Raw genomic sequence first — 22,069 nt, 5'->3', positions numbered from 1 at the left:
TTAACGTACCTTCAGCGTTGCCAGGCCAATCAGCACCAGCATCAGCGAAATAATCCAGAAGCGCACGATGACGCGCGGTTCCGGCCAGCCTTTCAGTTCATAGTGGTGATGGATAGGGGCCATCCGGAAGATGCGCTGTCCGCGCAGCTTGAATGAACCCACCTGCAGGATCACCGACAGGGTTTCAACCACAAACACGCCGCCCATGATCACCAGCAGGAACTCCTGGCGCAGCAGCACGGCGATAATGCCCAGCGCGCCGCCCAGCGCCAGCGAACCCACGTCGCCCATAAAGACCTGCGCCGGATAGGTGTTAAACCACAGGAACCCTAAACCTGCCCCGACAATCGCCGTGCAGACGATCACCAGTTCACCGGCATGACGCAGATAAGGAATGTGCAGATAGCTGGCGAAGTTCATGTTGCCGCTCGCCCACGCCACCAGCGCAAAGCCCGCCGCCACGAAGACGGTAGGCATAATCGCCAGGCCGTCGAGGCCGTCAGTCAGGTTTACTGCGTTACCGGTACCGACAATCACGAAGTAGGCCAGCAGGATGTAGAACAGGCCCAACTGCGGCATCACGTCTTTGAAGAACGGCACCACCAGTTCGGTGGCTGGCGTGTCTTTGCCTGCCAGATAGAGCGCAAACGCCACGCCCAGCGCAATCACCGACATCCAGAAATACTTCCAGCGGGCGATCAGGCCTTTGGTGTCCTTGCGCACCACTTTGCGGTAGTCATCGACGAAACCGATAATCCCGTACCCGACCAGCACCACCAGCACGCACCAGACGTACGGGTTTGACGGATAAGCCCACAGCAGCACCGACACCACAATCGCGGTAAGGATCATAATGCCGCCCATGGTCGGCGTACCGCGTTTGCTGAAGTGTGATTCCGGACCGTCGTTACGCACAACCTGACCGAAAGAGAGTTTTTGCAGACGGGCAATCATGCGCGGGCCCATCCACAGCGAGATGAACAGCGCAGTCAGCAGGCTGACGATGGCGCGAAACGTCAGATAGGAAAAGACGTTAAAGCCGGAATAATATTTGACCAAATGCTCGGCCAGCCAAACTAACATGTCCCATTCTCCTGTAAAGCGTGCACAACCTCTTCCATGGCGGCACTGCGTGAACCTTTCACTAAAACTGTCACTATTTGTTGTTCTGCAACCAGCGCCTTGAGGCGGGCGATCAACGCCGCTTTATCGGCAAAATGCTCACCGACGCCGCTGGCCTGGCTGATATTTTTACTGAGATGACCGGCGCTTAACACGCGATCGATACCGGAGGCTTTCGCCGCCTCACCCACCTCGGTGTGGCAGGCCTCGCTCTCATCACCCAGCTCGGCCATATCCCCGACCACCATCACGCGATAGCCCGGCATCTCAGACAGCACCTGTACGGCAGCGGTCATAGAGCCGACGTTGGCGTTGTAGGAGTCATCCAGCAGCAGTTTGTTTTCTGCCAACTGAACAGGGAACAGGCGTCCAGGGACGGCTTTGAGGTTTGCCAGCCCGGCTTTGATAGCCGACAGCGGCGCGCCGACGGCCATCGCCAGCGAACTTGCCGCCAGGGCATTGGCGATGTTGTGGCGACCCGGCAGGGGCAGCAGCACATCCACATTGCCGGTTGGGGTCTGGAGCGTAAATTCGGTGCCGTGGGAGGTCACGTGGATGTTGGTCGCGGTGAAGTCGCTGTTGGCAGCATTCGGCGAGAAGCGCCAGGTTTTACGATCCCCGATGACGCTTTTCCAGTTCAGCCAGTCGTTGTTATCGGCATTCATGATGGCGATGCCGTTTGCCGGCAGGCCGGTATAAATCTCGCCTTTCGCTTTCGCCACGCCTTCAAGTGAGCCGAAACCTTCGAGGTGCGCCGCAGCAAGGTTGTTCACCAGCGCCGCTTCCGGACGGGTCAGGTTGACGGTCCAGGCGATTTCACCCTGGTGATTAGCCCCAAGCTCGATCACCGCAAACTCGTGCTCGGGCGTCAGGCGCAGCAGCGTCATTGGCACGCCGATGTCGTTGTTCAGATTGCCTGCGGTATAAAGCGTGTTGCCACACTGCGAGAGGATGGCGGCGGTCATCTCCTTAACGGAGGTTTTACCGGAGGAGCCGGTCAGCGCCACAACGCGCGCCGGAACCTGCTGGCGAACCCATGCCGCCAGCTCACCAAACGCCAGACGGGTATCTTTCACTACCGCCTGCGGCAGGTCGATATCCAGCTTACGGCTTACCAGCAGTGCGCCAGCACCGGCGGCTTTCGCCTGTTCTGCAAAATCGTGGGCATCGAAACGCTCACCCTTCAGCGCCACAAACAGGCAGCCAGGAGTGATTTTGCGCGTGTCGGTGGTAACAGCATCGAAGGTCAGATCGTCGCCGCTGACGTCAGCGCCCAGGATCGTCGCTAGCTGGTTTAGCGTTACGCTAATCATGCCACCACTCCCAGCAGACGCGCCGCGGTCACACGGTCGGAGTAATCCAGACGGTTGGTGCCGACAATTTGATAGTCTTCGTGGCCTTTACCGGCCAGCAGCACTACGTCGTTTTCGTTAGCCTGCATAATGGCGTTGGTCACCGCTTCTGCGCGGCCTTCCACCACGCGGGCGCGGCCCGCATCCAGCATACCGGTCAGAATGTCGTTGATGATAGCGCGCGGCTCTTCGGTGCGCGGGTTGTCATCGGTAACTACCGCGATGTCCGCGAACTGCTCGGCAATAGCCCCCATCAGCGGGCGTTTGCCTTTGTCGCGATCGCCGCCGCAGCCAAAGACGCACCACAGCTTACCGGCACAGTGCAGGCGCGCGGCTTCCAGCGCTTTTTCCAGTGCGTCCGGCGTGTGGGCATAATCCACCACCACGGTCGGTTTGCCAGGGGCGGTGAACACTTCCATACGACCACAGACCGGCAGCAGGCGCGCGGAGGTACTGAGCAGGTCCGCCAGCGGATAATCCAGCGCCAGCAGGGTGGCGAGAGCCAGCAGCAGGTTGCTGACGTTGAAGGCCCCCATCAGGCGGCTTTCGATTTCGCCTTCGCCCCATGAGGAGGTAAAGCGAATGGTCGCCCCGCTGTCGTGATAGGTCACGTCGGTGGCTTTCAGCCAGCGGCCGTGGCAGTTCGGGTTGATATGGTCGGCCATGGAGACCGCAACGGCATCCGGCAGCTTAGCCAGCCAGCGGCGTCCCACTTCGTCATCAGCGTTGATAATCGCCTGACCGCAGTGATGCGTGGCATAAAGTTGCCATTTCGCCGCTTCGTAGTTTTCCATGTCGCCATGGTAATCGAGATGGTCCCGGCTCAGGTTAGTGAACACGGAAGCCGCAAATTTCAGGGCCGCAACACGGTGCTGTACTAGCCCGTGGGAAGAGACTTCCATTGCCGCGAAGGTCGCGCCCTGCCCTGCCAGACCCGCCAGCACGTGCTGTACGTCGACCGCAGAGCCTGTGGTGTTTTCCGTTGGGTTCACTTTGCCCAGCAGGCCGTTGCCTACGGTCCCCATCACCGCACTGGTTTCACCCAACAATTGTGCCCACTGCGCCATCAGCTGCGTGGTCGTGGTTTTACCGTTAGTTCCGGTGACGCCAACCAGACGCAGCCGGTCAGAGGGTTCGTTATAAAAACGTCCCGCCAGCGCAGAGAGTCGTTCATTCAACTGGCTGAGGTAGATGACCGGCACGCCGTGCATTTCACGGATTTCACCGTCAGTGGCCTCATCTTTTGCCTCAGCAATAATGGCAGCTACACCTTGCGCTATCGCCTGCGGGATATACCGACGCCCGTCCGCCTGATGACCCACTACTGCCACAAAAAGATCGCCCGACGCAGCCAAACGGCTGTCGAGTACCATCTCTCGCAGTACTCGCGCAGGTAAACCTGATACCCACGGAGCAAGAAGGTCGCGCAAATTACGATCTGCCACCTGTTCCCTCGCCTTGATTAATTACAAATTCACTTTTCTCGCCCGTTGCCAGCGCATCCGGCTCGATGTTCATGGTGCGCAGTACGCCGCCCATGATGGCACCGAAGACCGGCGCGGAAACGGCGCCACCGTAGTATTTACCCGCCTGTGGATCGTTGATGACCACCACCAGCGCAAAACGCGGATTACTCGCAGGCGCAACGCCTGCGGTGTATGCAATGTATTTATTGATGTAGCGGCCGTCCGGACCGACTTTTTTCGCCGTACCGGTTTTGATCGCGATGCGATAGCCTTTGATCGCCGCCTTCACGCCGCCGCCGCCGGGCAGCGCCACGCTTTCCATCATGTGAACGACGGTACGGACGATCGATTCCGGGAAGACGCGCTCACCGGGAACCGGGGGATCAACTTTGGTGATTGAGAGCGGGCGATAGACGCCATAGCTGCCAATCGTTGCATAGACTCGCGCCAACTGTAACGGTGTTACCATTAGCCCGTAGCCGAAAGAGAAGGTGGCCCTCTCTATGTCAGACCACCGTTGTTTTTGAGGATATAAGCCACTGCGTTCTCCGACCAACCCCAAATTGGTCGCTTTTCCCAGCCCAAAACGTGAGTAAGTTTCTACTAACGCTGAGGACGGCATCGCTAACGCCAGCTTAGAAACGCCGACGTTACTCGACTTCTGTAAAACCCCGGTGAGGGTCAATTCGCTGTAACGCGCCACGTCTTTGATTTCGTGACCGTTAATTCGGTAAGGAATGGTGTTGAGCACGGTATTTTCATTGACGATGCCGCGCTGCAGGGCCGTCATCACCACCATCGGTTTGACCGTTGAACCCGGCTCGAAGACGTCAGTGATCGAACGGTTACGCATGGCGTCTTTGGCCGTTCCGGCAAAATTGTTCGGGTTGTAGGACGGGCTGCTGGCCATCGCCAGCACTTCGCCAGTGCTGACATCCACCAGTACCGCACTGCCGGATTCCGCTTTGTTAAAGGCCACGGCGTTATTCAGCTCACGATACACCAGCGCCTGCAGACGTTCGTCGATGCTCAGCGCCAGGTTGTGCGCCGCCTGGCTATCCGTTGAAGAGATATCTTCAATTACGCGGCCGTAGCGGTCTTTACGCACCACGCGCTCGCCCGGTTGACCGGTCAGCCACTTATCGAAGCTCTTCTCTACGCCTTCAATACCCTGGCTGTCGACGTTGGTAAAGCCGATCAGGTGGGCAGTCACTTCCCCGGATGGGTAGTAGCGACGTGACTCTTCACGCAGGTGAATGCCGGGCAACTTCAGTTTTTTGATGTAGTCGGCCATGTCAGGGTTAACCTGACGCGCAAGATAGATAAAGCGCCCTTTCGGGTTGGCATTCACGCGCGCCGCCAGCTGATCGAGCGGCATTTTCAGCGCGTCTGACAGCGCTTTCCAGCGGTTATCCAGCGAGATCCCACCGGCGTCATGCAGCTCTTTAGGATCCGCCCAGATCGCTTTTACCGGCACGCTGACCGCCAGCGGACGACCCGAGCGGTCGGTGATCAGCCCGCGCGAGGTGGAGACTTCCTGAACGCGCAGGGAGCGCATATCACCCTGACGCACCAGCATGTCGGGCGCAATGATCTGCAGCCACGCCACGCGTCCCAGCAGGAAACCCAGCGCCAGTAAAATGCAGCCGCACAGCAACGCAAAACGCCAGCTGATAAAGCTGGCCTGTTCTTCCTGACGTTTTGGTTTTAGCGCCTTCGCCGCCGATTTCATGCGTCGCGTTTTTCCTTATTTTTGTACTACGATATTTTCCTGAGAAGGATCAACATGCTGCATCTGCAGCTTTTCCGTTGCGATCCGTTCAACCCGGCTATGATCGCCGAGCGCATTTTCTTCGAGGATCAGATTTCGCCACTCGATATCCAGCGCATCACGCTCCAGCACCAGCTGTTCGCGCTGCGCCGTTAACAAACGGGTATGGTGAGCGGTGGTCACGACCGTGACCGCCGACACAATGATGCAAATAAACAGGCACAGTGGCAGCTTGCCGAAACGCAACAGATCGTCCCAGATGACGCCGGGCAAGGCATGACGCTCGTTGCTGCTAAGCGAATCTTTAACCTTGCTGAAGGTATCTGCCACCTTGCCAATCATGCGCTCGTCCTTTCTGCAATACGCAGCACGGAACTACGGGCGCGTGGGTTCTCTTCCACTTCTGCTTCGCCCGGCATTAATTTGCCCAATGCGCGCAGCTGACGACCACCCAGCTTTTTGAGCTGCTCTTCCGTCATCGGTAAGCCGGCCGGAACCTGTGGGCCGCGGCTTTGCTCGCGCATAAAGCGCTTCACGATGCGATCTTCCAGCGAGTGGAAGCTGATAATCGACAGGCGACCACCCGGGGCAAGCACGCCAAGCGAACTCTTCAGCGCCTGCTCAATCTCATCCAGCTCGCTGTTCACCCAGATGCGAACGGCCTGGAAGGTGCGGGTGGCGGGATGTTTGTATTTGTCCTTCACCGGGGTTGCCGCGGCGATCACTTCCGCCAGCTCTTTGGTGCGGGTCATCGGCTCAATGCGGTTGCGCTCAACGATGGCACGAGCAATACGCTTGCCAAAACGCTCTTCGCCAAAGGTTTTGATCACCCAGGCGATATCGGCTTCATCGGCGGTTTGCAGCCACTCGGCGGCAGACTGGCCGCGCGTTGGATCCATGCGCATGTCCAGTGGACCATCGCGCATAAAGGAGAAACCGCGTTCAGCATCGTCAAGCTGTGGTGAGGAGACGCCAAGATCGAGAAGAATACCGTCGATCTTGCCGGTTAAACCGCGCTCGCCGACGTAATCAGCCAACGCGGAGAAAGGACCGTGAACGATGGAAAAGCGTGGGTCATCGATGGTTTTTGCCACCTCAATCGCCTGTGGATCGCGATCGATTGCCAGCAAACGGCCTTCCGCTCCCAGTTGGGAGAGGATCAATCGTGAGTGACCACCCCGGCCAAAAGTGCCATCAATATAGATGCCATCAGGACGAATATTCAGGCCATTGACGGCCTCATCCAGTAGCACCGTCGTATGTTTATAATTTTCCATCATATTTATAGAGACAAATCCTGCAATCGTTCCGACAATGTCGCGGAATCAGACTGCTCTGCGTCGATATCTTCCTTGACCCGTTGATACCAGGCCGTTTCATCCCACAGTTCAAATTTATTGAACTGTCCGACCAGCATCACTTCTTTTGTCAGACCGGCATGTTGCCGCAGCACAGGCGCAATCAACAGACGCCCCGCGCTATCCATCTGACATTCACTGGCATGACCCAATAACAGCCGCTGCACGCGGCGTTCCTGCGGGTTCATGCTCGACAGTCGAGACAGCTTTTGCTCAATGATTTCCCATTCAGGCAAGGGGTAAAGCAGCAGGCAGGCGTGGTTGATGTCAATGGTGCAGACCATTTGACCAGAAGCGCTCTCGTTCAGCCGATCGCGATATCGTGTTGGGACCGATAAACGCCCTTTGCTGTCGAGATTGACTAACGTCGCTCCACGGAACATGCCAGTCTCACCCCTCCTCACCACTTTTACCCACAAATTCCCACTTAAGGGAGTTTACGGAGCGATGGAAAAGCTTGTCAAGCCAGGACTTCCGCGACATCAGTCTAAATGTTACTGATTTACGAACGGAAGTTAATCAGGCTATTAACCGTACAACTGGCGAGGCAAAATTAACGTGATGAATATTTGCGAGAAAAAACTCAGATATGCATACCAGCGTTAAAAATCACTCATCTCATCGCAACGAAATATAAAGTGTCAGTTTGCGACGCGGGCGGCATTTTAAGCCATATTCTCAGGGGATAACAGCGCCAGATTCAACGCGGGTGCCATGCCGGTGGCGCGTAAACAGAGAGTGGGATAGTGCAAGGAAAAAAATGGCTGATAATTCAGCAATAGCGATCGGTTATGTAACAAAATAATACAATTGATGTCATCTATGGCAATTAAATAAACATGAAAAGAAGTTTTAAATAGCCAGGGGAAATAAAAAGCATAGCAGGCGATGTGTTTTAGAGAATTATCTTAAAAATAATAAGGGAATTCTTGCGCATAGTAATGGCAATAAATACAGGGCAGCTTTCACTGCCCTGCTACCCTTACGTACGGCTTAATATGCCACGACGGTAGAGATTACGACGGATGCGCGTTAGCCCTGGTTTAGGCTTACGCGGCTCATCGAGGCTCGCCAGAACGATCTCCAGCACCCGTTCTGCCACGTCGCGATGACGCTGGGCAACGGCCAGCACCGGACACTGCAGGAAGTCGAGCAGCTCGTGATCGCCGAAGGTCGCAATCGCCAGATCCGAAGGCAGCTTGCCCTCGCGGCGCAACGTCACATCCATCACCCCCTGCAGAAGCGCAAAAGAGGTGGTGAACAGCGCCTGCGGCATCGGATGGGTTTCCAGCCACTTCTCAAAAAGCTGCGCCGAGGCTTCACGCTCGTAGCTGTTGGCATAGAGGAAATCCACTTCGCGGGGATCGTCTTTCCATGCGGTGCGGAACCCTTGCTCGCGCAGGAAGCTCACGGAAAGCTCAGGTAAGGCGCCCAGATAGAGGACGTTTTCCGCCGGGAAGGTCCGCAGCTCCGCCGCCAGCATCTCGGCATCATCCTGATCGGCACCCACTACGCTTGTAAAATGTTCGCGGTCTAATGCACGGTCGAGGGCGACAATAGGGAAGGAATCATTGGCCCAGCGCTGGTAGAACGGATGCTCCGGGGGAAGTGAAGTTGAAACGATAATGGCATCGACCTGACGCTGCAGCAGGTGCTCAATACAACGCATTTCATTATCGGGCTGATCTTCCGAACAGGCGATCAACAGTTGATAGCCGCGCTGACGCGCCTGGCGCTCAAGGTAGTTTGCGATCCGGGTGTAACTGGTGTTTTCCAGATCCGGGATCACCAGGCCGATCGAACGGGTGCGGCCGGCGCGTAAACCTGCCGCGACAGCATTCGGATGGTAGTTATGTTCACGAACCACGGCCATCACTTTCTCAACGGTCTTGTCGCTGACCCGATACTGCTTCGCTTTACCGTTAATCACATAGCTTGCCGTTGTTCGCGACACGCCGGCGAGCCTGGCGATTTCATCCAGTTTCACAATTGCCCCTTAAAAAGTATAAAAGAGTCCATGACCTTGTCAGGGTTAAGACTAAATCTTGTAACATCTAAGCGCAGAATAGTCTGTGCGGCAACCGCTTTTGTCCGTACAACGGCATCGGTGCGCAAAAAAAAGCCCGGTTAATCGCACCGGGCAATAGAGAGGCGAACTTTTTATCCTTAACGCATCACTTTGTCACCGCGAGAGAGCCCCACGACGCCAGAACGCGCCACTTCAACAATTTTTGCCACATCCCGCACCGAGGCAAGGAAGGCATCCAGCTTATCGCTGGTACCGGCAAGCTGAACGGTGTAGATAGACGGGGTGACATCGATGATCTGCCCACGGAAAATATCCGCGTTGCGTTTCACCTCTTCACGCCCGTAGCCGGTGGCCTGAATTTTCACCAGCATGATCTCGCGCTCAACGTAGGCCCCCTGCCCCAGCTCGCTGACGCGTAAGACATCCACCAGCTTATGCAGCTGCTTTTCGATCTGCTCCAGCACCTTGGCATCACCCACCGTCTGAATGGTCATGCGGGAAAGCGTTGGATCGTCCGTCGGAGCAACCGTCAGGCTTTCGATGTTATAGCCGCGCTGTGCAAAGAGCCCAATCACGCGAGACAGCGCCCCGGACTCGTTTTCCAGTAATACAGATAATATCCGGCGCATATCAGGTTCTCTCCGTTTTGCTTAACCACATTTCATCCATACCGCCGCCGCGAATATGCATCGGATAAACATGTTCAGTGCCATCCACAACCACATCGACAAAGACCAGACGGTTATTTTTAACGTGCTCAAGGGCTTCGCTGAGCTTCGCTTCCAGCTCTGCCGGATTGCTGATGCGCATACCTATGTGGCCGTAAGCTTCTGCCAGACGGACAAAATCAGGCAACGAGTTCATGTAAGACTGCGAATGACGACCGGAATAGATCATGTCCTGCCACTGCTTCACCATGCCCAGATAGCCGTTATTCAGGTTGAGCACCAGCACCGGCAGCTCATACTGCAGCGCGGTGGAGAGCTCCTGGATGTTCATCTGGATACTGCCATCGCCGGTCACGCAGACCACCGTCTCTTCCGGTAACGCCAGCTTAACGCCCAGCGCGGCAGGCAGGCCAAAGCCCATGGTGCCGAGGCCGCCGGAGTTGATCCAGCGACGCGGCTTATCAAACGGGTAATAGAGCGCGGCGAACATCTGGTGCTGGCCGACGTCAGACGTAACGTAAGCCTCGCCTTTGGTCAGCCGCCAGATGGTTTCAATCACCGCCTGCGGTTTGATGTTCTCGCTTTGGGTGTCGTACTTCAGACACTGACGCGCACGCCACTGCTCAATTTGCAGCCACCAGTCACGAATATCATCGAGCGGCTGGACATAGTTTTCCTGCGCCAGCAGCTCCAGCATCTGATCCAGAACCTGACGTGCGTCGCCCACAATTGGCACATCCGCCGGAACGGTTTTGGAAATAGAGGTAGGATCGATGTCGATGTGCAGCACCGTGGCATTGGGGCAGTATTTCGCCAGGTTATTGGTAGTGCGATCGTCAAAGCGCACCCCCACGGCAAAGATGACATCGGAATTGTGCATCGTCATGTTAGCTTCATACGTGCCATGCATGCCGAGCATACCAAGCGCCTGGCGATGCGTGGCCGGGAACGCCCCGAGTCCCATTAATGAAGAGGCTACCGGCAGATTCAGCTTTTCGATAAGCGTCCGCAGCTGTGTTTCACACTGGGCATTGACCGCTCCGCCGCCAACGTACACCACCGGCTTTTTGGCCGTCGCCAGGGTTTGCAGGGCGCGCTTAATCTGGCCCTTGTGCCCCTGAGTGGTTGGGTTATAAGAACGCATGCTGACCGACTCTGGCCAGACATAAGGCAATTTGTTTGCCGGATTCAGAATATCTTTGGGAAGGTCAACCACCACCGGCCCCGGACGTCCGCTGGCCGCCAGCCAGAAGGCCTTTTTCAGCACGCCCGGAATATCTTCCGTCTGCTTGACCAGGAAACTGTGTTTCACCACCGGACGCGAGATGCCAACCATGTCGCACTCCTGAAAGGCATCGTAGCCAATCAGCGAGGTCGCAACCTGACCGGAGAGCACCACCATCGGGATGGAATCCATATAGGCCGTGGCGATACCGGTAATAGCGTTGGTCGCGCCAGGACCGGATGTCACCAGCACAACGCCCACCTCACCTGTCGCACGCGCCAGTCCGTCGGCCATATGCACGGCAGCTTGCTCATGACGCACCAGGACGTGATCGATACCGCCAACGGTATGTAGTGCGTCGTAAATATCGAGGACCGCGCCCCCAGGGTAACCGAACACTTGCTTCACGCCCTGATCGATTAACGATCGGACGACCATTTCGGCGCCAGACAACATCTCCATGATTTGCCTCCAGGCTTATCGTTTCAGACGGACAGGAGATCCAGGTTCTGAGCCGTCGTTTTTGTCAGGGTTACCCCTGGCGATTTTTATTGTGCAGAGTGACAGTTACCATAACCGCTCGCCGGAAGGCAGGCAATTAGCAAACCTCGGCTGGCGCATAAACCAAAAAGAAGAAATAAGAGGTATTAATATTTGTTATGGATAAATCTACTACGATAACGAGGAGGAGTGAGCGTTCGTCATTTGAAAAGGGGGAGGCGCAGGAATTCATGCATTTTTACTGCCAGACAATAACAATAAAAAATTCACCAACAGAATAAAATTTCAGAAATAATCAGATAGTCAGGATAAATAACAATAACACTGAAATTTATCCTGACGGTGTTTATCGTCGGCAGACGCTGACCAGCAACTCCTCCATCCACTGATGGCCTTTATCGCGACCGGCTGCTTCATGCCATGAGAGATAGCAGGTACGCGAGTTAAGGTTCAGCGGCAGCGGCATAATTCGCAGGTTCAGCGACTCGGCAAACTCTTCAACCAGCCAGCGCGGGGCAATGGCGACCAGGTGGGTTTGCGAGACAATATTCAATACGCTGACCATCGCCATTCCCTGATAGGCCACACAGGCCTGCTTATCTGGCGTGTCGTACCATGGCTGGCTAAATGAAGCGTAGCGATCGAGGGCGACAACCGCATGCTGTTCGCGATAAATATCGCTTTCCAGCAACATACCATTCAGGCGCGGATGGGTTTTGCTGGTCACCAGCACCATTTCATCTCTGAATAACGGCACGCAGGAAAACTCCGGGCGACGAAACTCTTCGTAGCCAATAACAAACTCCGTTTCCTGATACCGCAGCTGATGTTCCGTATTCTGGTTAAGGGATGATTTGAAAACCAGCTGAATATTAGGTGCAACCTCCTCAACCTTATTATAAATAAGCGAGGTGAGATAATTATCCAGAGGGCTACAAACGCATAAATGGAAAATACGCTCGCTGCTGCTGGAGTCAAACCCCGATCCCGGCAGTTCATTCTGCACCAGCTGTAGCGCCTGGCGTACCGATGCAAACAGCTGATAGGCGCGGGCAGTAGGCTGAATACCGCGGCCATAACGAACAAATAATTCATCGTTAAACATGACCTTGAGTCTTGCGACAGCATTGCTGACAGCGGGCTGCGACATCCCCAGAGACTGGGCGGCGCGCGTAATATTTTGCTCCTGCATCACCGCATCAAAGACAGTTAAAAGGTTCAGATCCACCGTACGAAGTTGGGGTTTCGTCCCCTCTGACACAGGCGATTTTTCGCTACTTTCTTCAGACATATCCTGCTCCACTGTCACGCTGAACTCCCTTTTCTCGTGTGCAACAATAAATTTAAAAAATATGATTTATCACGCATATAAAACAAGCTAAAGAGAAATGTTACAAATTAGGAATATATAAATACCCGTCAGCAGTGACAGGACTAAGGCATAAGATAAGAGAACATGTTCAAAAAACAACAAAACATATCAATTAGTTTATATTGCGAATGAAACCATAGATCACACAAATAAACAACATGGCATTTCGTTAAGGTCCAATTAAGTACTAATGAAAGATTAACAGTAAAATAATTAAATTAATTAACATTTCATTATCGGGAAAATTACTTTCCCATCTTTCTCGACTGTCTCATCATGGTAACTTAATGAAAGTTAAAGAATTCAAAAGCCAGACTTATTGTTTCGAAAGTTTAAACAATTGCAATTAAATATATTTAAATAATTCCACCGTTAAATTCGCCGACATAAATCAGAAGAACAAAATTGTCTGACAGGGAAAAACCAGCACAATAAGCTAATTTCATTCTGACATGTCAGGGGAGCAAAGGGCCGTTTTCACATCTGAGGGGTTGACATCAAACTGCGTATCCAGTACCACTAAAAGCATATCTTATTTCTCTGGGGCATGACTCATGATTCACAGCACTCGTTTCACCGGTCTACTACTACTAAACGCATCCACTGTGCGCGGTAGACTGGCGGGCGAAATTCAGCGTTGAATCGTTCCCCCGGTTAAGACAAAAAACCCGCGCCACTGCGCGGGTTTTTTTATGCTCGTAGCAAGGCGCCCAAATTCAGACAAGGACCTAAACCATGAGCCAGCAAGTCATTATTTTCGATACGACCTTACGTGACGGTGAACAGGCATTACAGGCAAGCCTGAGCGTCAAAGAGAAATTGCAGATTGCTCTGGCCCTTGAACGTATGGGCGTAGACGTAATGGAAGTGGGCTTCCCGGTCTCTTCTCCAGGTGATTTTGAGTCCGTTCAGACCATCGCCCGCACCATTAAAAACAGCCGGGTCTGTGCGCTGGCTCGCTGCGTCGAGAAAGATATTGATGTCGCCGCGGAGTCGCTGAAAGTCGCCGAAGCCTTCCGTATTCATACCTTTATTGCCACCTCGCCGATGCATATCGCCACCAAGCTGCGCAGCACGCTGGATGAGGTGATCGAGCGCTCCATCTATATGGTAAAACGCGCCCGTAATTACACTGACGACGTTGAGTTCTCCTGTGAAGATGCAGGCCGTACGCCGATTGACGATCTGGCCCGTGTGGTTGAAGCGGCCATCCGTGCCGGTGCCACCACCATCAACATCCCTGATACCGTCGGCTACACCATGCCGTTCGAGTTCTCCAATATCATCACCGGCCTGTATGAGCGCGTGCCGAACATTGATAAAGCGATTATCTCTGTTCATACCCATGACGATTTAGGCCTGGCGGTGGGCAACGCCATTGCCGCGGTCCATGCCGGCGCACGTCAGGTTGAAGGCGCCATGAACGGTATCGGCGAGCGCGCCGGTAACTGTTCGCTGGAAGAAGTGATCATGGCGATCAAAGTGCGCAAAGACATCATGAATGTGCAGACCCGCATCAATCACCAGGAGATCTGGCGCACCAGCCAGACCGTCAGCCAGATCTGCAACATGCCGGTCCCGGCGAACAAAGCGATTGTTGGCACCGGTGCTTTCGCCCACTCCTCCGGTATCCACCAGGACGGCGTGCTGAAGAACCGTGAAAACTACGAAATCATGACCCCGGAATCTATCGGTCTGAATCAGGTGCAGTTGAACCTGACTTCCCGCTCTGGCCGTGCGGCGGTAAAACACCGCATGGAAGAGATGGGTTACAAAGATACCGACTACAACATGGATCATCTGTACGACGCCTTCCTGAAGCTGGCCGATAAGAAAGGTCAGGTCTTTGATTACGATCTGGAAGCGCTGGCGTTTATCAACAAGCAGCAGGAAGAGCCAGAGCATTTCCGTCTGGACTACTTCAGCGTGCAGTCGGGTTCAAGCGATATCGCCACCGCCTCCGTCAAGCTGGCCTGCGGTGAAGAGATTAAAGCCGAAGCGGCTAACGGCAACGGTCCGGTCGATGCTATCTACCAGGCCATTAACCGCGTCACCGATTACGACGTTGAGCTGGTCAAATATGACCTGACGGCGAAAGGCCAGGGCAAAAACGCGCTGGGTCAGGTCGACATCGTGGTCAACTATAACGGCCGTCGCTTCCACGGCGTGGGCCTGGCGACCGATATCGTCGAATCCTCCGCTAAAGCCATGGTTCACGTCCTGAACAATATCTGGCGCGCGCGGAAGTTGAAAAAGAGTTGCAACGCAAAGCTCAGAATAAAGAGAACAATAAGGAAACCGTGTAATGTCGAAGAATTACCATATTGCTGTGTTGCCGGGTGACGGAATTGGCCCGGAAGTTATGGCACAGGCGCTGAAGGTTCTGGAAGCTGTCCGCACCCGTTTTGCGATGAAAATTACAACCAGCCACTACGACGTGGGCGGTATCGCGATCGATAACCAGGGTACGCCGCTGCCGCAGGCAACGGTGACTGGCTGTGAGAATGCCGACGCGGTATTGTTCGGTTCCGTGGGTGGCCCGAAATGGGAACACCTGCCGCCGGCCGAGCAGCCAGAGCGCGGCGCACTGCTGCCATTACGTAAACACTTCAAGCTGTTCAGCAACCTGCGTCCGGCCAAACTGTATCAGGGTCTGGAAGAGTTCTGCCCGCTGCGCGCCGATATCGCCGCCAACGGCTTCGACATTCTGTGCGTCCGTGAACTGACCGGCGGCATCTACTTCGGTCAGCCGAAAGGCCGTGAAGGCAGCGGCCAGCACGAAAAAGCGTTTGATACCGAGGTGTATCACCGTTTTGAGATCGAACGTATCGCCCGGATCGCATTCGAATCCGCCCGCAAACGCGGCCATAAAGTGACTTCAATTGATAAAGCGAACGTGCTGCAATCTTCGATCCTGTGGCGCGAAATCGTCAACGAGATCGCTCAGGAGTACCCGGACGTTCAGCTGGCGCATATGTATATCGACAATGCCACTATGCAGCTGATTAAAGATCCGTCCCAGTTCGACGTACTGCTGTGCTCCAACCTGTTCGGCGACATTCTCTCCGACGAGTGCGCGATGATCACCGGCTCCATGGGGATGCTGCCGTCCGCCAGCCTGAACGAAGAAGGTTTTGGCCTGTACGAACCGGCAGGCGGCTCCGCACCGGACATCGCAGGCAAAAATATTGCTAACCCGATTGCGCAGATCCTCTCCCTGGCGCTGCTGCTGCGCTACAGCCTGAACGCTGACGACGCGGCAACGGCCATCGAAAACGCCATCAACCGCGCGCTGGAAGAAGGCATTCGCACCGGTGATTTGGCCCGTGGTGCGGCCGCAGTCGGTACTGATGAAATGGGTGATATCATCGCCCGCTATGTCGCTGAAGGGGTGTAATCATGGCGAAGACGTTGTACGAAAAATTGTTTGATGCGCACGTGGTCTTCGAAGCGCCGAACGAAACCCCGCTGCTCTATATCGACCGCCACCTGGTGCATGAAGTGACGTCCCCGCAGGCGTTTGATGGTCTGCGCGCGCACCATCGCCCGGTGCGTCAGCCTGGTAAAACCTTTGCGACGATGGACCATAACGTCTCGACGCAGACCAAAGACATTAACGCCTCCGGTGAGATGGCGCGAATTCAGATGCAGGAGCTGATCAAGAACTGTAAAGAGTTCGGCGTTGAGCTGTACGACCTCAATCACCCGTATCAGGGGATTGTCCACGTGATGGGCCCTGAGCAGGGCATCACCCTGCCGGGAATGACTATCGTCTGCGGCGACTCCCATACCGCGACCCACGGCGCGTTCGGCGCCCTGGCGTTCGGTATCGGCACCTCCGAAGTAGAACATGTGCTGGCGACTCAGACCCTGAAACAGGGCCGCGCGAAGACCATGAAAATTGAAGTCACCGGCGAGGCCGCCCCGGGCATCACCGCCAAAGACATCGTGCTGGCGATCATCGGTAAAACCGGTAGCGCAGGCGGTACCGGGCATGTGGTGGAGTTCTGCGGCAGCGCAATTCAGGCCCTGAGCATGGAAGGTCGTATGACCCTGTGCAACATGGCCATTGAAATGGGTGCGAAAGCCGGTCTGGTTGCGCCGGATGAAACCACTTTCGCCTATGTGAAAGATCGTCTGCATGCCCCTAAAGGCCAGCATTACGACGACGCGGTCGCATACTGGAAAACCCTGAAAACCGACGAAGGCGCAGTGTTCGACACCGTTGTCACCCTGCAGGCCGAAGCGATTGCGCCTCAGGTCACCTGGGGCACTAACCCGGGCCAGGTCATCTCCGTTAACGACAATATTCCTGACCCGGCCTCGTTCGCCGATCCGGTTGAGCGCGCCAGCGCAGAGAAAGCGCTGGCCTATATGGGTCTGAAACCGGGCGTGCCGCTGACCGACGTGAACATTGATAAAGTGTTTATTGGCTCCTGCACCAACTCGCGCATTGAAGATCTGCGCGCGGCGGCAGAAGTGGCAAAAGGCCGTAAAGTGGCACCGGGCGTACAGGCACTGGTGGTTCCTGGCTCCGGCCCGGTAAAAGCGCAGGCAGAAGCCGAAGGCCTGGACAAGATTTTCATCGAAGCAGGCTTCGAGTGGCGTCTGCCGGGTTGCTCCATGTGTCTGGCCATGAACAACGACCGCCTGAATCCGGGCGAGCGCTGCGCCTCCACCAGCAACCGTAACTTTGAAGGTCGTCAGGGGCGCGGTGGGCGCACACATCTGGTTAGCCCGGCGATGGCCGCGGCCGCCGCAGTGACCGGCCATTTCGCTGATATTCGCAGCCTGAAATAAGGAGACCATCATGGCAGAGAAATTTACCCAACATACTGGCCTGGTGGTCCCTCTGGACGCGGCTAACGTCGATACCGACGCCATCATTCCGAAGCAGTTTTTGCAGAAGGTGACCCGCACCGGTTTTGGTGCCCACCTGTTTAACGACTGGCGTTTTCTGGATGACAAAGGCGAAGTGCCAAATCCGGAGTTCGTGCTGAACTTCCCGGCATTTAAAGGGGCGTCGATCCTGCTGGCGCGGGAAAACTTTGGCTGCGGTTCATCGCGCGAGCATGCACCGTGGGCGCTGACCGATTACGGTTTCAAAGTGGTGATTGCGCCGAGCTTTGCCGACATCTTCTACGGCAACAGCTTCAACAACCAGCTCCTGCCGGTCACCTTAAGCGACGAGCAGGTCGATGAGCTGTTTACATTAGTGCAAAGCAACCCGGGCATCACCTTCGAAGTGGATCTGGAAGCGCAGGTGGTCAAAGCCGGGGAGAAAACCTATAGCTTTAACATCGACGCCTTCCGCCGCCACTGCATGATCAACGGTCTGGACAGCATCGGGCTGACCCTGCAGCACGAGGAGGCGATTTCCGCCTACGAGAACAAACAGCCAGCCTTTATGAGTTGAGTTAATGGCCCGCAATGCGGGCCATTAAAAAGGTGCCTGAGCCAATCATGCAACCTGGAAAAGCGGGGGAAAATTCCCCCGCCCTCGCCTTAACGTTTCACATCACAAGCCAACACTGCCGCCAGCTCTGTATGGTCCTGTCTGAATCGCAGCTCACACAGCGAGCCGCGAACCATCCAGGTGAAGATCAGTAACGTCATACAGATCATCAACAAACCTAACAGCAGAGTACGTTTTGGCATTCCAGCCTCCTTATTGCTTTCCAGCGATGAAGAGGCTAACCTCACAGGGTTCAGTTGTGTTGGTTGGGTAGCCTCACATCAATGTTAAGTTGAGTGGGGCTTTCTTCTGTCTACCCTTCCACCAATGCTTCAGGCAAACAGCCTCAAGCACCCGCGTGAACTCTATGCGTATTACGCTCTGCTGTCAGAATGGGCTTTCATTTCGTGAAGCCGCCTTCCAGAATTTCGCTCTCTTTCACCCGCCAGGTCAGCACCAGCGCCACCAGCGAAATCCCCGCAATAGCCAAGTAAACCGCAGAATGACCGTAGCTTTGCGCCAGCGCTCCCTGAACGATCCCCGCCAGAATCACGCCGGTTGAAATGCTATTGGTAAATAACGTCGTGGCAGAGCCCGCACGTCCCGGCATCAAATCCTGGAACCAGAGCATGCCGATCCCGGCGATGATGCCGATAAAGACCGCGTTAAACAGCTGCAGGGCGAGCAGCGCTTCACGGCTGTGAAACAGGATCAATCCCAGATAAAACAGCACACCCGCAGCTACCGCAACCACCATCATCCGGCGCTTGCCGAAATATTTCACGTAGTAGCCTGCAAGGATCATCGCCGGGATTTCCAGCCCGGCGGCGGTGCCCATTAAGATCCCGGCCAGCTTGTCCGGCAGGCCCAGATCGCTGCTGATCCACAGCGGCATGTCGATGATATACATGGTGTTGCAGGTCCACATCAGCGTGGAGGCGATAAACAGCCTGCGGACATTTTTGTTTTTCCAGCCGCTGACCTCGGTCACCGGCACGGCGGTCGCCGATTCCACCCGCGCAACGGAAGGCAGCGCGAAGGCAATCAGCCCCAGGCTGATGGCAAAAATGGCCGCCGCAATGGAGAACATGGCGGTAAAGCCGTAGTTAAGCGCCAGCATAAACGCCAGCGGCGGGCCGATAACCCACGCCAGCGAAAGCTGGGCACGCATCACCGAGCTGAACATCACCACTTCACGCGCGGAGCTGTCGGCATATTCCCGCGCCAGAGCAAACAGCTGCGGCATGGCGGTGTTGGCAAGTGAGGCCAGCAGCACGCCGCAGGTTAATAAGGTCAGATAATGACGGTTAAAGGCAAACAGCAGCGCGTTGCCAATCGCCATCGCGCAGCAAAAGAGGATTAGCTTGCGGCGATCGCCCTGGCTGTCGGAACGCTTCGCCAGCCAGAGGCTGACCAGGATCCCGGCGACGGCGTTGACGGTATAGAACAGTCCCACCCAGAAAGGTTGAGCGCCCACCTCGCGGCTCAGGAACAGACTCAGGGTCGGCGCCTGCAGTGCCCCGGCTACGCCCATCATAAAAGCCACCATTAAAAAAGCGGCATAAACACCGTTGAGACGGCGTCCCATCGTCATTAACCAGAGCATTCACTGTTCCCTTTAGCGCACGTGAAAACGAAAAAAGCCAGCAGATAATACCTGCTGGCGTGGTGATTGGCACCAATACTCAGTCACACATGATAGAAGCAATTCAGCGTTCCGAGGTCGACGTTGTCACCCCCCACTGCATCAGATCTTCCAGTATTTTCAGCCGCTGCTCTGCACACCGGCGGGCCAGCCAGGACACTCCCTTTGTCGCTGAGAAGTACTGTTGGTAAAACTGATTTGTGGCAGACCTCTTCATATTCACCTCCTCGCTTCATCGAAGAGAATTATTGGCTTAATATAGGGATTAATAAATTGCTGATTTTTTGTCAGGAGTTCCCCTTTTATGCCTTCTGGTCGTCTGCAACAACAATTCATCCGCCTGTGGCAGTGCTGTGACGGCCAGACCCGGGACACCACGCTCAGCGAGCTGGCCGATCTGCTCAGCTGTTCGCGTCGCCATATGCGGACCCTGCTTAACACCATGCAGCAGCAGGGATGGCTGAGCTGGGAAGCCGAAGCCGGGCGCGGCAAGCGTTCGCGCCTCACCTTCCTCTACACCGGCCTCGCGCTCCAGCAGCAGCGGGCGGAAGACCTGCTCGAGCAGGATCGCATCGAACAGCTGGTGCAGCTGGTGGGCGATAAAGCCGCGGTGCGCCAGATGCTGGTATCCCACCTCGGACGCAGCTTCCGCCAGGGCAAACACATCCTGCGCGTGCTCTACTATCGTCCGATGAAAAACCTGTTACCTGGCAGCGCATTACGGCGATCTGAAACCCACATGGCGCGGCAGATTTTTAGCGGCCTGACGCGCATAAATGAGGAAAATGGGGAACTGGAAGCTGACATTGCTCACCACTGGCAGCAGCTTTCCCCGCTGCACTGGCGATTTTTTTTACGGCCCGGCATCCATTTCCATCACGGACGCGAGCTGGAGATGGCCGACGTCATCGCCACGTTGCAGCGCGCCCGCGAATTGCCTCTTTACTCGCACATCAGTCGGATCCAGTCCCCCACCGCCTGGACTCTGGACATCCAGCTCTCTCAGCCCGACCGCTGGCTGCCGTGGCTGCTGGGGTATGTACCCTCGATGATCCTGCCGCGCGAGTGGGAAACCATGCCCAACTTTGCCGCCCATCCGGTGGGTACCGGGCCTTACGCCGTTTCCCGCAACAACAATAATCAGCTGAAGATCCGCGCCTTCGACGACTACTTTGGCTACCGGGCCTTGATTGACGAAGTGAACGTCTGGGTGTTGCCGGATCTCAACGAAGAGCTGAGCGTCGGCCTGACCCTCGAAGGGCCAACGGAGGGAGAAAAGGCGGTAGAGAGCCGCCTCGAAGAGGGGTGCTACTATCTGCTGTTCGATGCCCGCTCCCATCGCGGTGCCAGCGGCGAGGTGCGCCAGTGGATAAGCCGGATCCTCTCCCCTGCCAATCTGATCTATCAGGCCGAAGAGATGTACCAGTCCTACTGGTTCCCGGCGTATGGCCTGCTGCCGCGCTGGCACCATGCCCGCCCGGGACGCGGCGATAAACCGGCCGGGCTGGAGAGCATCACCCTGACCTTCTACCGTGAACATATTGAACACCGGGTGATCGCCAGAATGATGAGCGAACTGCTGGCCGCCGAGCAGGTGACGCTCAACATTCAGGAGGTCAGCTACGAGGAGTGGCATCGGGGAGAGATCGTAAGCGACATCTGGCTCAACAGCGTCAACTTCACCCTGCCGCTGGATTTCTCGCTGTTCTCCCATCTGTATGAGGTACCGCTTCTGCAAAACTGCATCGCGCGGGACTGGCAGCAGGACGCCGCCCAGTGGCGCGCCGGGGAGATGAATCTTGCGGTCTGGTGCCAGCAGCTGCTGGCCCAGCAGGCGATCGTCCCGCTGATCCACCACTGGCTGATGATCCAGGGGCAGCGCAGTATGCGCGGCTTACGCATGAATACGCTGGGCTGGTTTGACTTTAAATCGGCGTGGTTTGCGCCGCCGGAACCATAACACTTTCGTAATATTCACCAAATCATTACAATACCGCCGTTCTCAACGGGGTGCTGCGCGAAAGCGTGTGCTGAGAAAATACCCGTCGAACCTGATCCGGATAACGCCGGCGAAGGGATTTGAGGCTGTCGCTCAAAATCCTTTG

Annotated in this window: 19 protein-coding genes, 1 pseudogene and 1 riboswitch; of the genes and pseudogenes, 6 read left to right on the top strand and 14 right to left on the bottom strand. The window is 55.7% G+C overall.

Annotated features, from left to right (window positions below; all coding sequences use genetic code 11):
• From mraY to leuO, 11 genes are all read right to left on the bottom strand, one after another.
• Positions 1 to 1,083 (bottom strand): phospho-N-acetylmuramoyl-pentapeptide-transferase, encoded by a 1,083-nt coding sequence (gene mraY, locus K5I40_RS15305; RefSeq protein ID WP_039030377.1) that lies wholly within the window; start codon positions 1,081 to 1,083, stop codon positions 1 to 3.
• Positions 1,077 to 2,435, bottom strand: a complete 1,359-nt coding sequence (gene murF, locus K5I40_RS15300) for a UDP-N-acetylmuramoyl-tripeptide--D-alanyl-D-alanine ligase (protein WP_223074965.1) — start codon at positions 2,433 to 2,435, stop codon at positions 1,077 to 1,079. The genes mraY and murF overlap by 7 nt, the downstream gene beginning before the upstream one ends.
• Positions 2,432 to 3,919 (bottom strand): UDP-N-acetylmuramoyl-L-alanyl-D-glutamate--2,6-diaminopimelate ligase, encoded by a 1,488-nt coding sequence (murE, locus tag K5I40_RS15295; RefSeq protein WP_223074966.1) that lies wholly within the window; start codon positions 3,917 to 3,919, stop codon positions 2,432 to 2,434. Before murE ends, murF begins: the two co-directional genes overlap by 4 nt.
• Complete coding sequence (locus tag K5I40_RS15290; protein WP_039030380.1) at positions 3,906 to 5,672, bottom strand: peptidoglycan glycosyltransferase FtsI; 1,767 nt, start codon at positions 5,670 to 5,672, stop codon at positions 3,906 to 3,908. The genes murE and K5I40_RS15290 overlap by 14 nt, the downstream gene beginning before the upstream one ends.
• Before the next feature lie 15 nt (positions 5,673 to 5,687).
• Positions 5,688 to 6,053, bottom strand: a complete 366-nt coding sequence (gene ftsL, locus K5I40_RS15285) for a cell division protein FtsL (RefSeq protein ID WP_039030381.1) — start codon at positions 6,051 to 6,053, stop codon at positions 5,688 to 5,690.
• Positions 6,050 to 6,991 (bottom strand): 16S rRNA (cytosine(1402)-N(4))-methyltransferase RsmH, encoded by a 942-nt coding sequence (gene rsmH, locus K5I40_RS15280; RefSeq protein WP_039030382.1) that lies wholly within the window; start codon positions 6,989 to 6,991, stop codon positions 6,050 to 6,052. Before rsmH ends, ftsL begins: the two co-directional genes overlap by 4 nt.
• A gap of 2 nt (positions 6,992 to 6,993) precedes the next feature.
• A complete protein-coding gene (gene mraZ / locus K5I40_RS15275) occupies positions 6,994 to 7,452 on the bottom strand; it encodes a division/cell wall cluster transcriptional repressor MraZ (protein ID WP_039030383.1) in 459 nt (152 codons plus the stop codon).
• A 599-nt stretch (positions 7,453 to 8,051) separates the two neighbouring features.
• Positions 8,052 to 9,056, bottom strand: a complete 1,005-nt coding sequence (gene cra / locus K5I40_RS15270) for a catabolite repressor/activator (RefSeq protein ID WP_039030384.1) — start codon at positions 9,054 to 9,056, stop codon at positions 8,052 to 8,054.
• Positions 9,057 to 9,235: 179 nt separating this feature from the next.
• Positions 9,236 to 9,727 (bottom strand): acetolactate synthase small subunit, encoded by a 492-nt coding sequence (ilvN, locus tag K5I40_RS15265; protein ID WP_032616525.1) that lies wholly within the window; start codon positions 9,725 to 9,727, stop codon positions 9,236 to 9,238.
• A gap of 1 nt (position 9,728) precedes the next feature.
• On the bottom strand, positions 9,729 to 11,453 hold the full coding sequence (ilvI, locus tag K5I40_RS15260) for an acetolactate synthase 3 large subunit (RefSeq protein WP_223074967.1): 1,725 nt from the start codon (positions 11,451 to 11,453) through the stop codon (positions 9,729 to 9,731).
• A 385-nt stretch (positions 11,454 to 11,838) separates the two neighbouring features.
• On the bottom strand, positions 11,839 to 12,783 hold the full coding sequence (leuO, locus tag K5I40_RS15255; protein ID WP_223074968.1) for a transcriptional regulator LeuO: 945 nt from the start codon (positions 12,781 to 12,783) through the stop codon (positions 11,839 to 11,841).
• A gap of 635 nt (positions 12,784 to 13,418) precedes the next feature.
• On the opposite strand from leuO, the gene leuL reads away from it, so the two are divergent.
• From leuL to leuD, 5 genes and pseudogenes are all read left to right on the top strand, one after another.
• Positions 13,419 to 13,505, top strand: coding sequence for a leu operon leader peptide (leuL, locus tag K5I40_RS24145; protein ID WP_072036675.1), 87 nt, complete (start codon positions 13,419 to 13,421; stop codon positions 13,503 to 13,505).
• Positions 13,506 to 13,599: 94 nt separating this feature from the next.
• Positions 13,600 to 15,170, top strand: a pseudogene (leuA, locus tag K5I40_RS15250) (2-isopropylmalate synthase).
• Complete coding sequence (gene leuB, locus K5I40_RS15245; RefSeq protein WP_039030388.1) at positions 15,170 to 16,261, top strand: 3-isopropylmalate dehydrogenase; 1,092 nt, start codon at positions 15,170 to 15,172, stop codon at positions 16,259 to 16,261. Before leuA ends, leuB begins: the two are co-directional and overlap by 1 nt.
• 2 nt (positions 16,262 to 16,263) lie before the next feature.
• Positions 16,264 to 17,664, top strand: coding sequence for a 3-isopropylmalate dehydratase large subunit (gene leuC / locus K5I40_RS15240; protein ID WP_039030389.1), 1,401 nt, complete (start codon positions 16,264 to 16,266; stop codon positions 17,662 to 17,664).
• Positions 17,665 to 17,674: 10 nt separating this feature from the next.
• A complete protein-coding gene (gene leuD, locus K5I40_RS15235; RefSeq protein WP_039030390.1) occupies positions 17,675 to 18,280 on the top strand; it encodes a 3-isopropylmalate dehydratase small subunit in 606 nt (201 codons plus the stop codon).
• A gap of 89 nt (positions 18,281 to 18,369) precedes the next feature.
• Here the strand turns inward: leuD and K5I40_RS15230 are convergent, their stop codons facing one another.
• The 3 genes from K5I40_RS15230 to sgrT form a co-directional block, all read right to left on the bottom strand.
• Complete coding sequence (locus K5I40_RS15230; protein WP_223074969.1) at positions 18,370 to 18,522, bottom strand: Hok/Gef family protein; 153 nt, start codon at positions 18,520 to 18,522, stop codon at positions 18,370 to 18,372.
• Between the two features lie 197 nt (positions 18,523 to 18,719).
• Positions 18,720 to 19,925, bottom strand: a complete 1,206-nt coding sequence (locus K5I40_RS15225; protein WP_138370425.1) for a sugar efflux transporter — start codon at positions 19,923 to 19,925, stop codon at positions 18,720 to 18,722.
• Positions 19,926 to 20,028: 103 nt separating this feature from the next.
• The gene (sgrT, locus tag K5I40_RS15220; RefSeq protein WP_251929744.1) at positions 20,029 to 20,181 is read right to left on the bottom strand and encodes a glucose uptake inhibitor SgrT; all 153 of its coding nucleotides are present in this window, start codon (positions 20,179 to 20,181) and stop codon (positions 20,029 to 20,031) included.
• A gap of 87 nt (positions 20,182 to 20,268) precedes the next feature.
• Between sgrT and sgrR the strand changes: the two genes are divergently transcribed.
• Positions 20,269 to 21,924: an HTH-type transcriptional regulator SgrR gene (gene sgrR, locus K5I40_RS15215; protein WP_223074970.1), complete on the top strand. Its 1,656-nt coding sequence runs from the start codon at positions 20,269 to 20,271 to the stop codon at positions 21,922 to 21,924.
• A gap of 36 nt (positions 21,925 to 21,960) precedes the next feature.
• Positions 21,961 to 22,060: riboswitch (TPP riboswitch) on the top strand.
• The last annotated feature ends 9 nt before the right edge of the window (positions 22,061 to 22,069 follow it).

This window comes from Leclercia sp. LTM14 (genome assembly GCF_023736175.1).
Classification (GTDB): domain Bacteria; phylum Pseudomonadota; class Gammaproteobacteria; order Enterobacterales; family Enterobacteriaceae; genus Enterobacter; species Enterobacter barmai.
The sequence above is the reverse complement of the archived record's forward strand: the minus strand, read 5'-3'. Positions and strand labels throughout refer to the sequence as shown.

Excerpts from the sequence above, each read along its gene's own strand:
- mraY (WP_039030377.1), bottom strand. The coding sequence starts at position 1,083 with ATGTTAGTTTGGCTGGCCGAGCATTTGGTCAAATATTATTCCGGCTTT.
- murF (WP_223074965.1), bottom strand. The coding sequence starts at position 2,435 with ATGATTAGCGTAACGCTAAACCAGCTAGCGACGATCCTGGGCGCTGAC.
- K5I40_RS15290 (WP_039030380.1), bottom strand. The coding sequence starts at position 5,672 with ATGAAATCGGCGGCGAAGGCGCTAAAACCAAAACGTCAGGAAGAACAG.
- ftsL (WP_039030381.1), bottom strand. The coding sequence starts at position 6,053 with ATGATTGGCAAGGTGGCAGATACCTTCAGCAAGGTTAAAGATTCGCTT.
- rsmH (WP_039030382.1), bottom strand. The coding sequence starts at position 6,991 with ATGATGGAAAATTATAAACATACGACGGTGCTACTGGATGAGGCCGTC.
- mraZ (WP_039030383.1), bottom strand. The coding sequence starts at position 7,452 with ATGTTCCGTGGAGCGACGTTAGTCAATCTCGACAGCAAAGGGCGTTTA.
- ilvN (WP_032616525.1), bottom strand. The coding sequence starts at position 9,727 with ATGCGCCGGATATTATCTGTATTACTGGAAAACGAGTCCGGGGCGCTG.
- ilvI (WP_223074967.1), bottom strand. The coding sequence starts at position 11,453 with ATGGAGATGTTGTCTGGCGCCGAAATGGTCGTCCGATCGTTAATCGAT.
- leuO (WP_223074968.1), bottom strand. The coding sequence starts at position 12,783 with ATGTCTGAAGAAAGTAGCGAAAAATCGCCTGTGTCAGAGGGGACGAAA.
- leuL (WP_072036675.1), top strand. The coding sequence starts at position 13,419 with ATGATTCACAGCACTCGTTTCACCGGTCTACTACTACTAAACGCATCC.
- leuB (WP_039030388.1), top strand. The coding sequence starts at position 15,170 with ATGTCGAAGAATTACCATATTGCTGTGTTGCCGGGTGACGGAATTGGC.
- leuC (WP_039030389.1), top strand. The coding sequence starts at position 16,264 with ATGGCGAAGACGTTGTACGAAAAATTGTTTGATGCGCACGTGGTCTTC.
- leuD (WP_039030390.1), top strand. The coding sequence starts at position 17,675 with ATGGCAGAGAAATTTACCCAACATACTGGCCTGGTGGTCCCTCTGGAC.
- K5I40_RS15230 (WP_223074969.1), bottom strand. The coding sequence starts at position 18,522 with ATGCCAAAACGTACTCTGCTGTTAGGTTTGTTGATGATCTGTATGACG.
- K5I40_RS15225 (WP_138370425.1), bottom strand. The coding sequence starts at position 19,925 with ATGCTCTGGTTAATGACGATGGGACGCCGTCTCAACGGTGTTTATGCC.
- sgrT (WP_251929744.1), bottom strand. The coding sequence starts at position 20,181 with ATGAAGAGGTCTGCCACAAATCAGTTTTACCAACAGTACTTCTCAGCG.
- sgrR (WP_223074970.1), top strand. The coding sequence starts at position 20,269 with ATGCCTTCTGGTCGTCTGCAACAACAATTCATCCGCCTGTGGCAGTGC.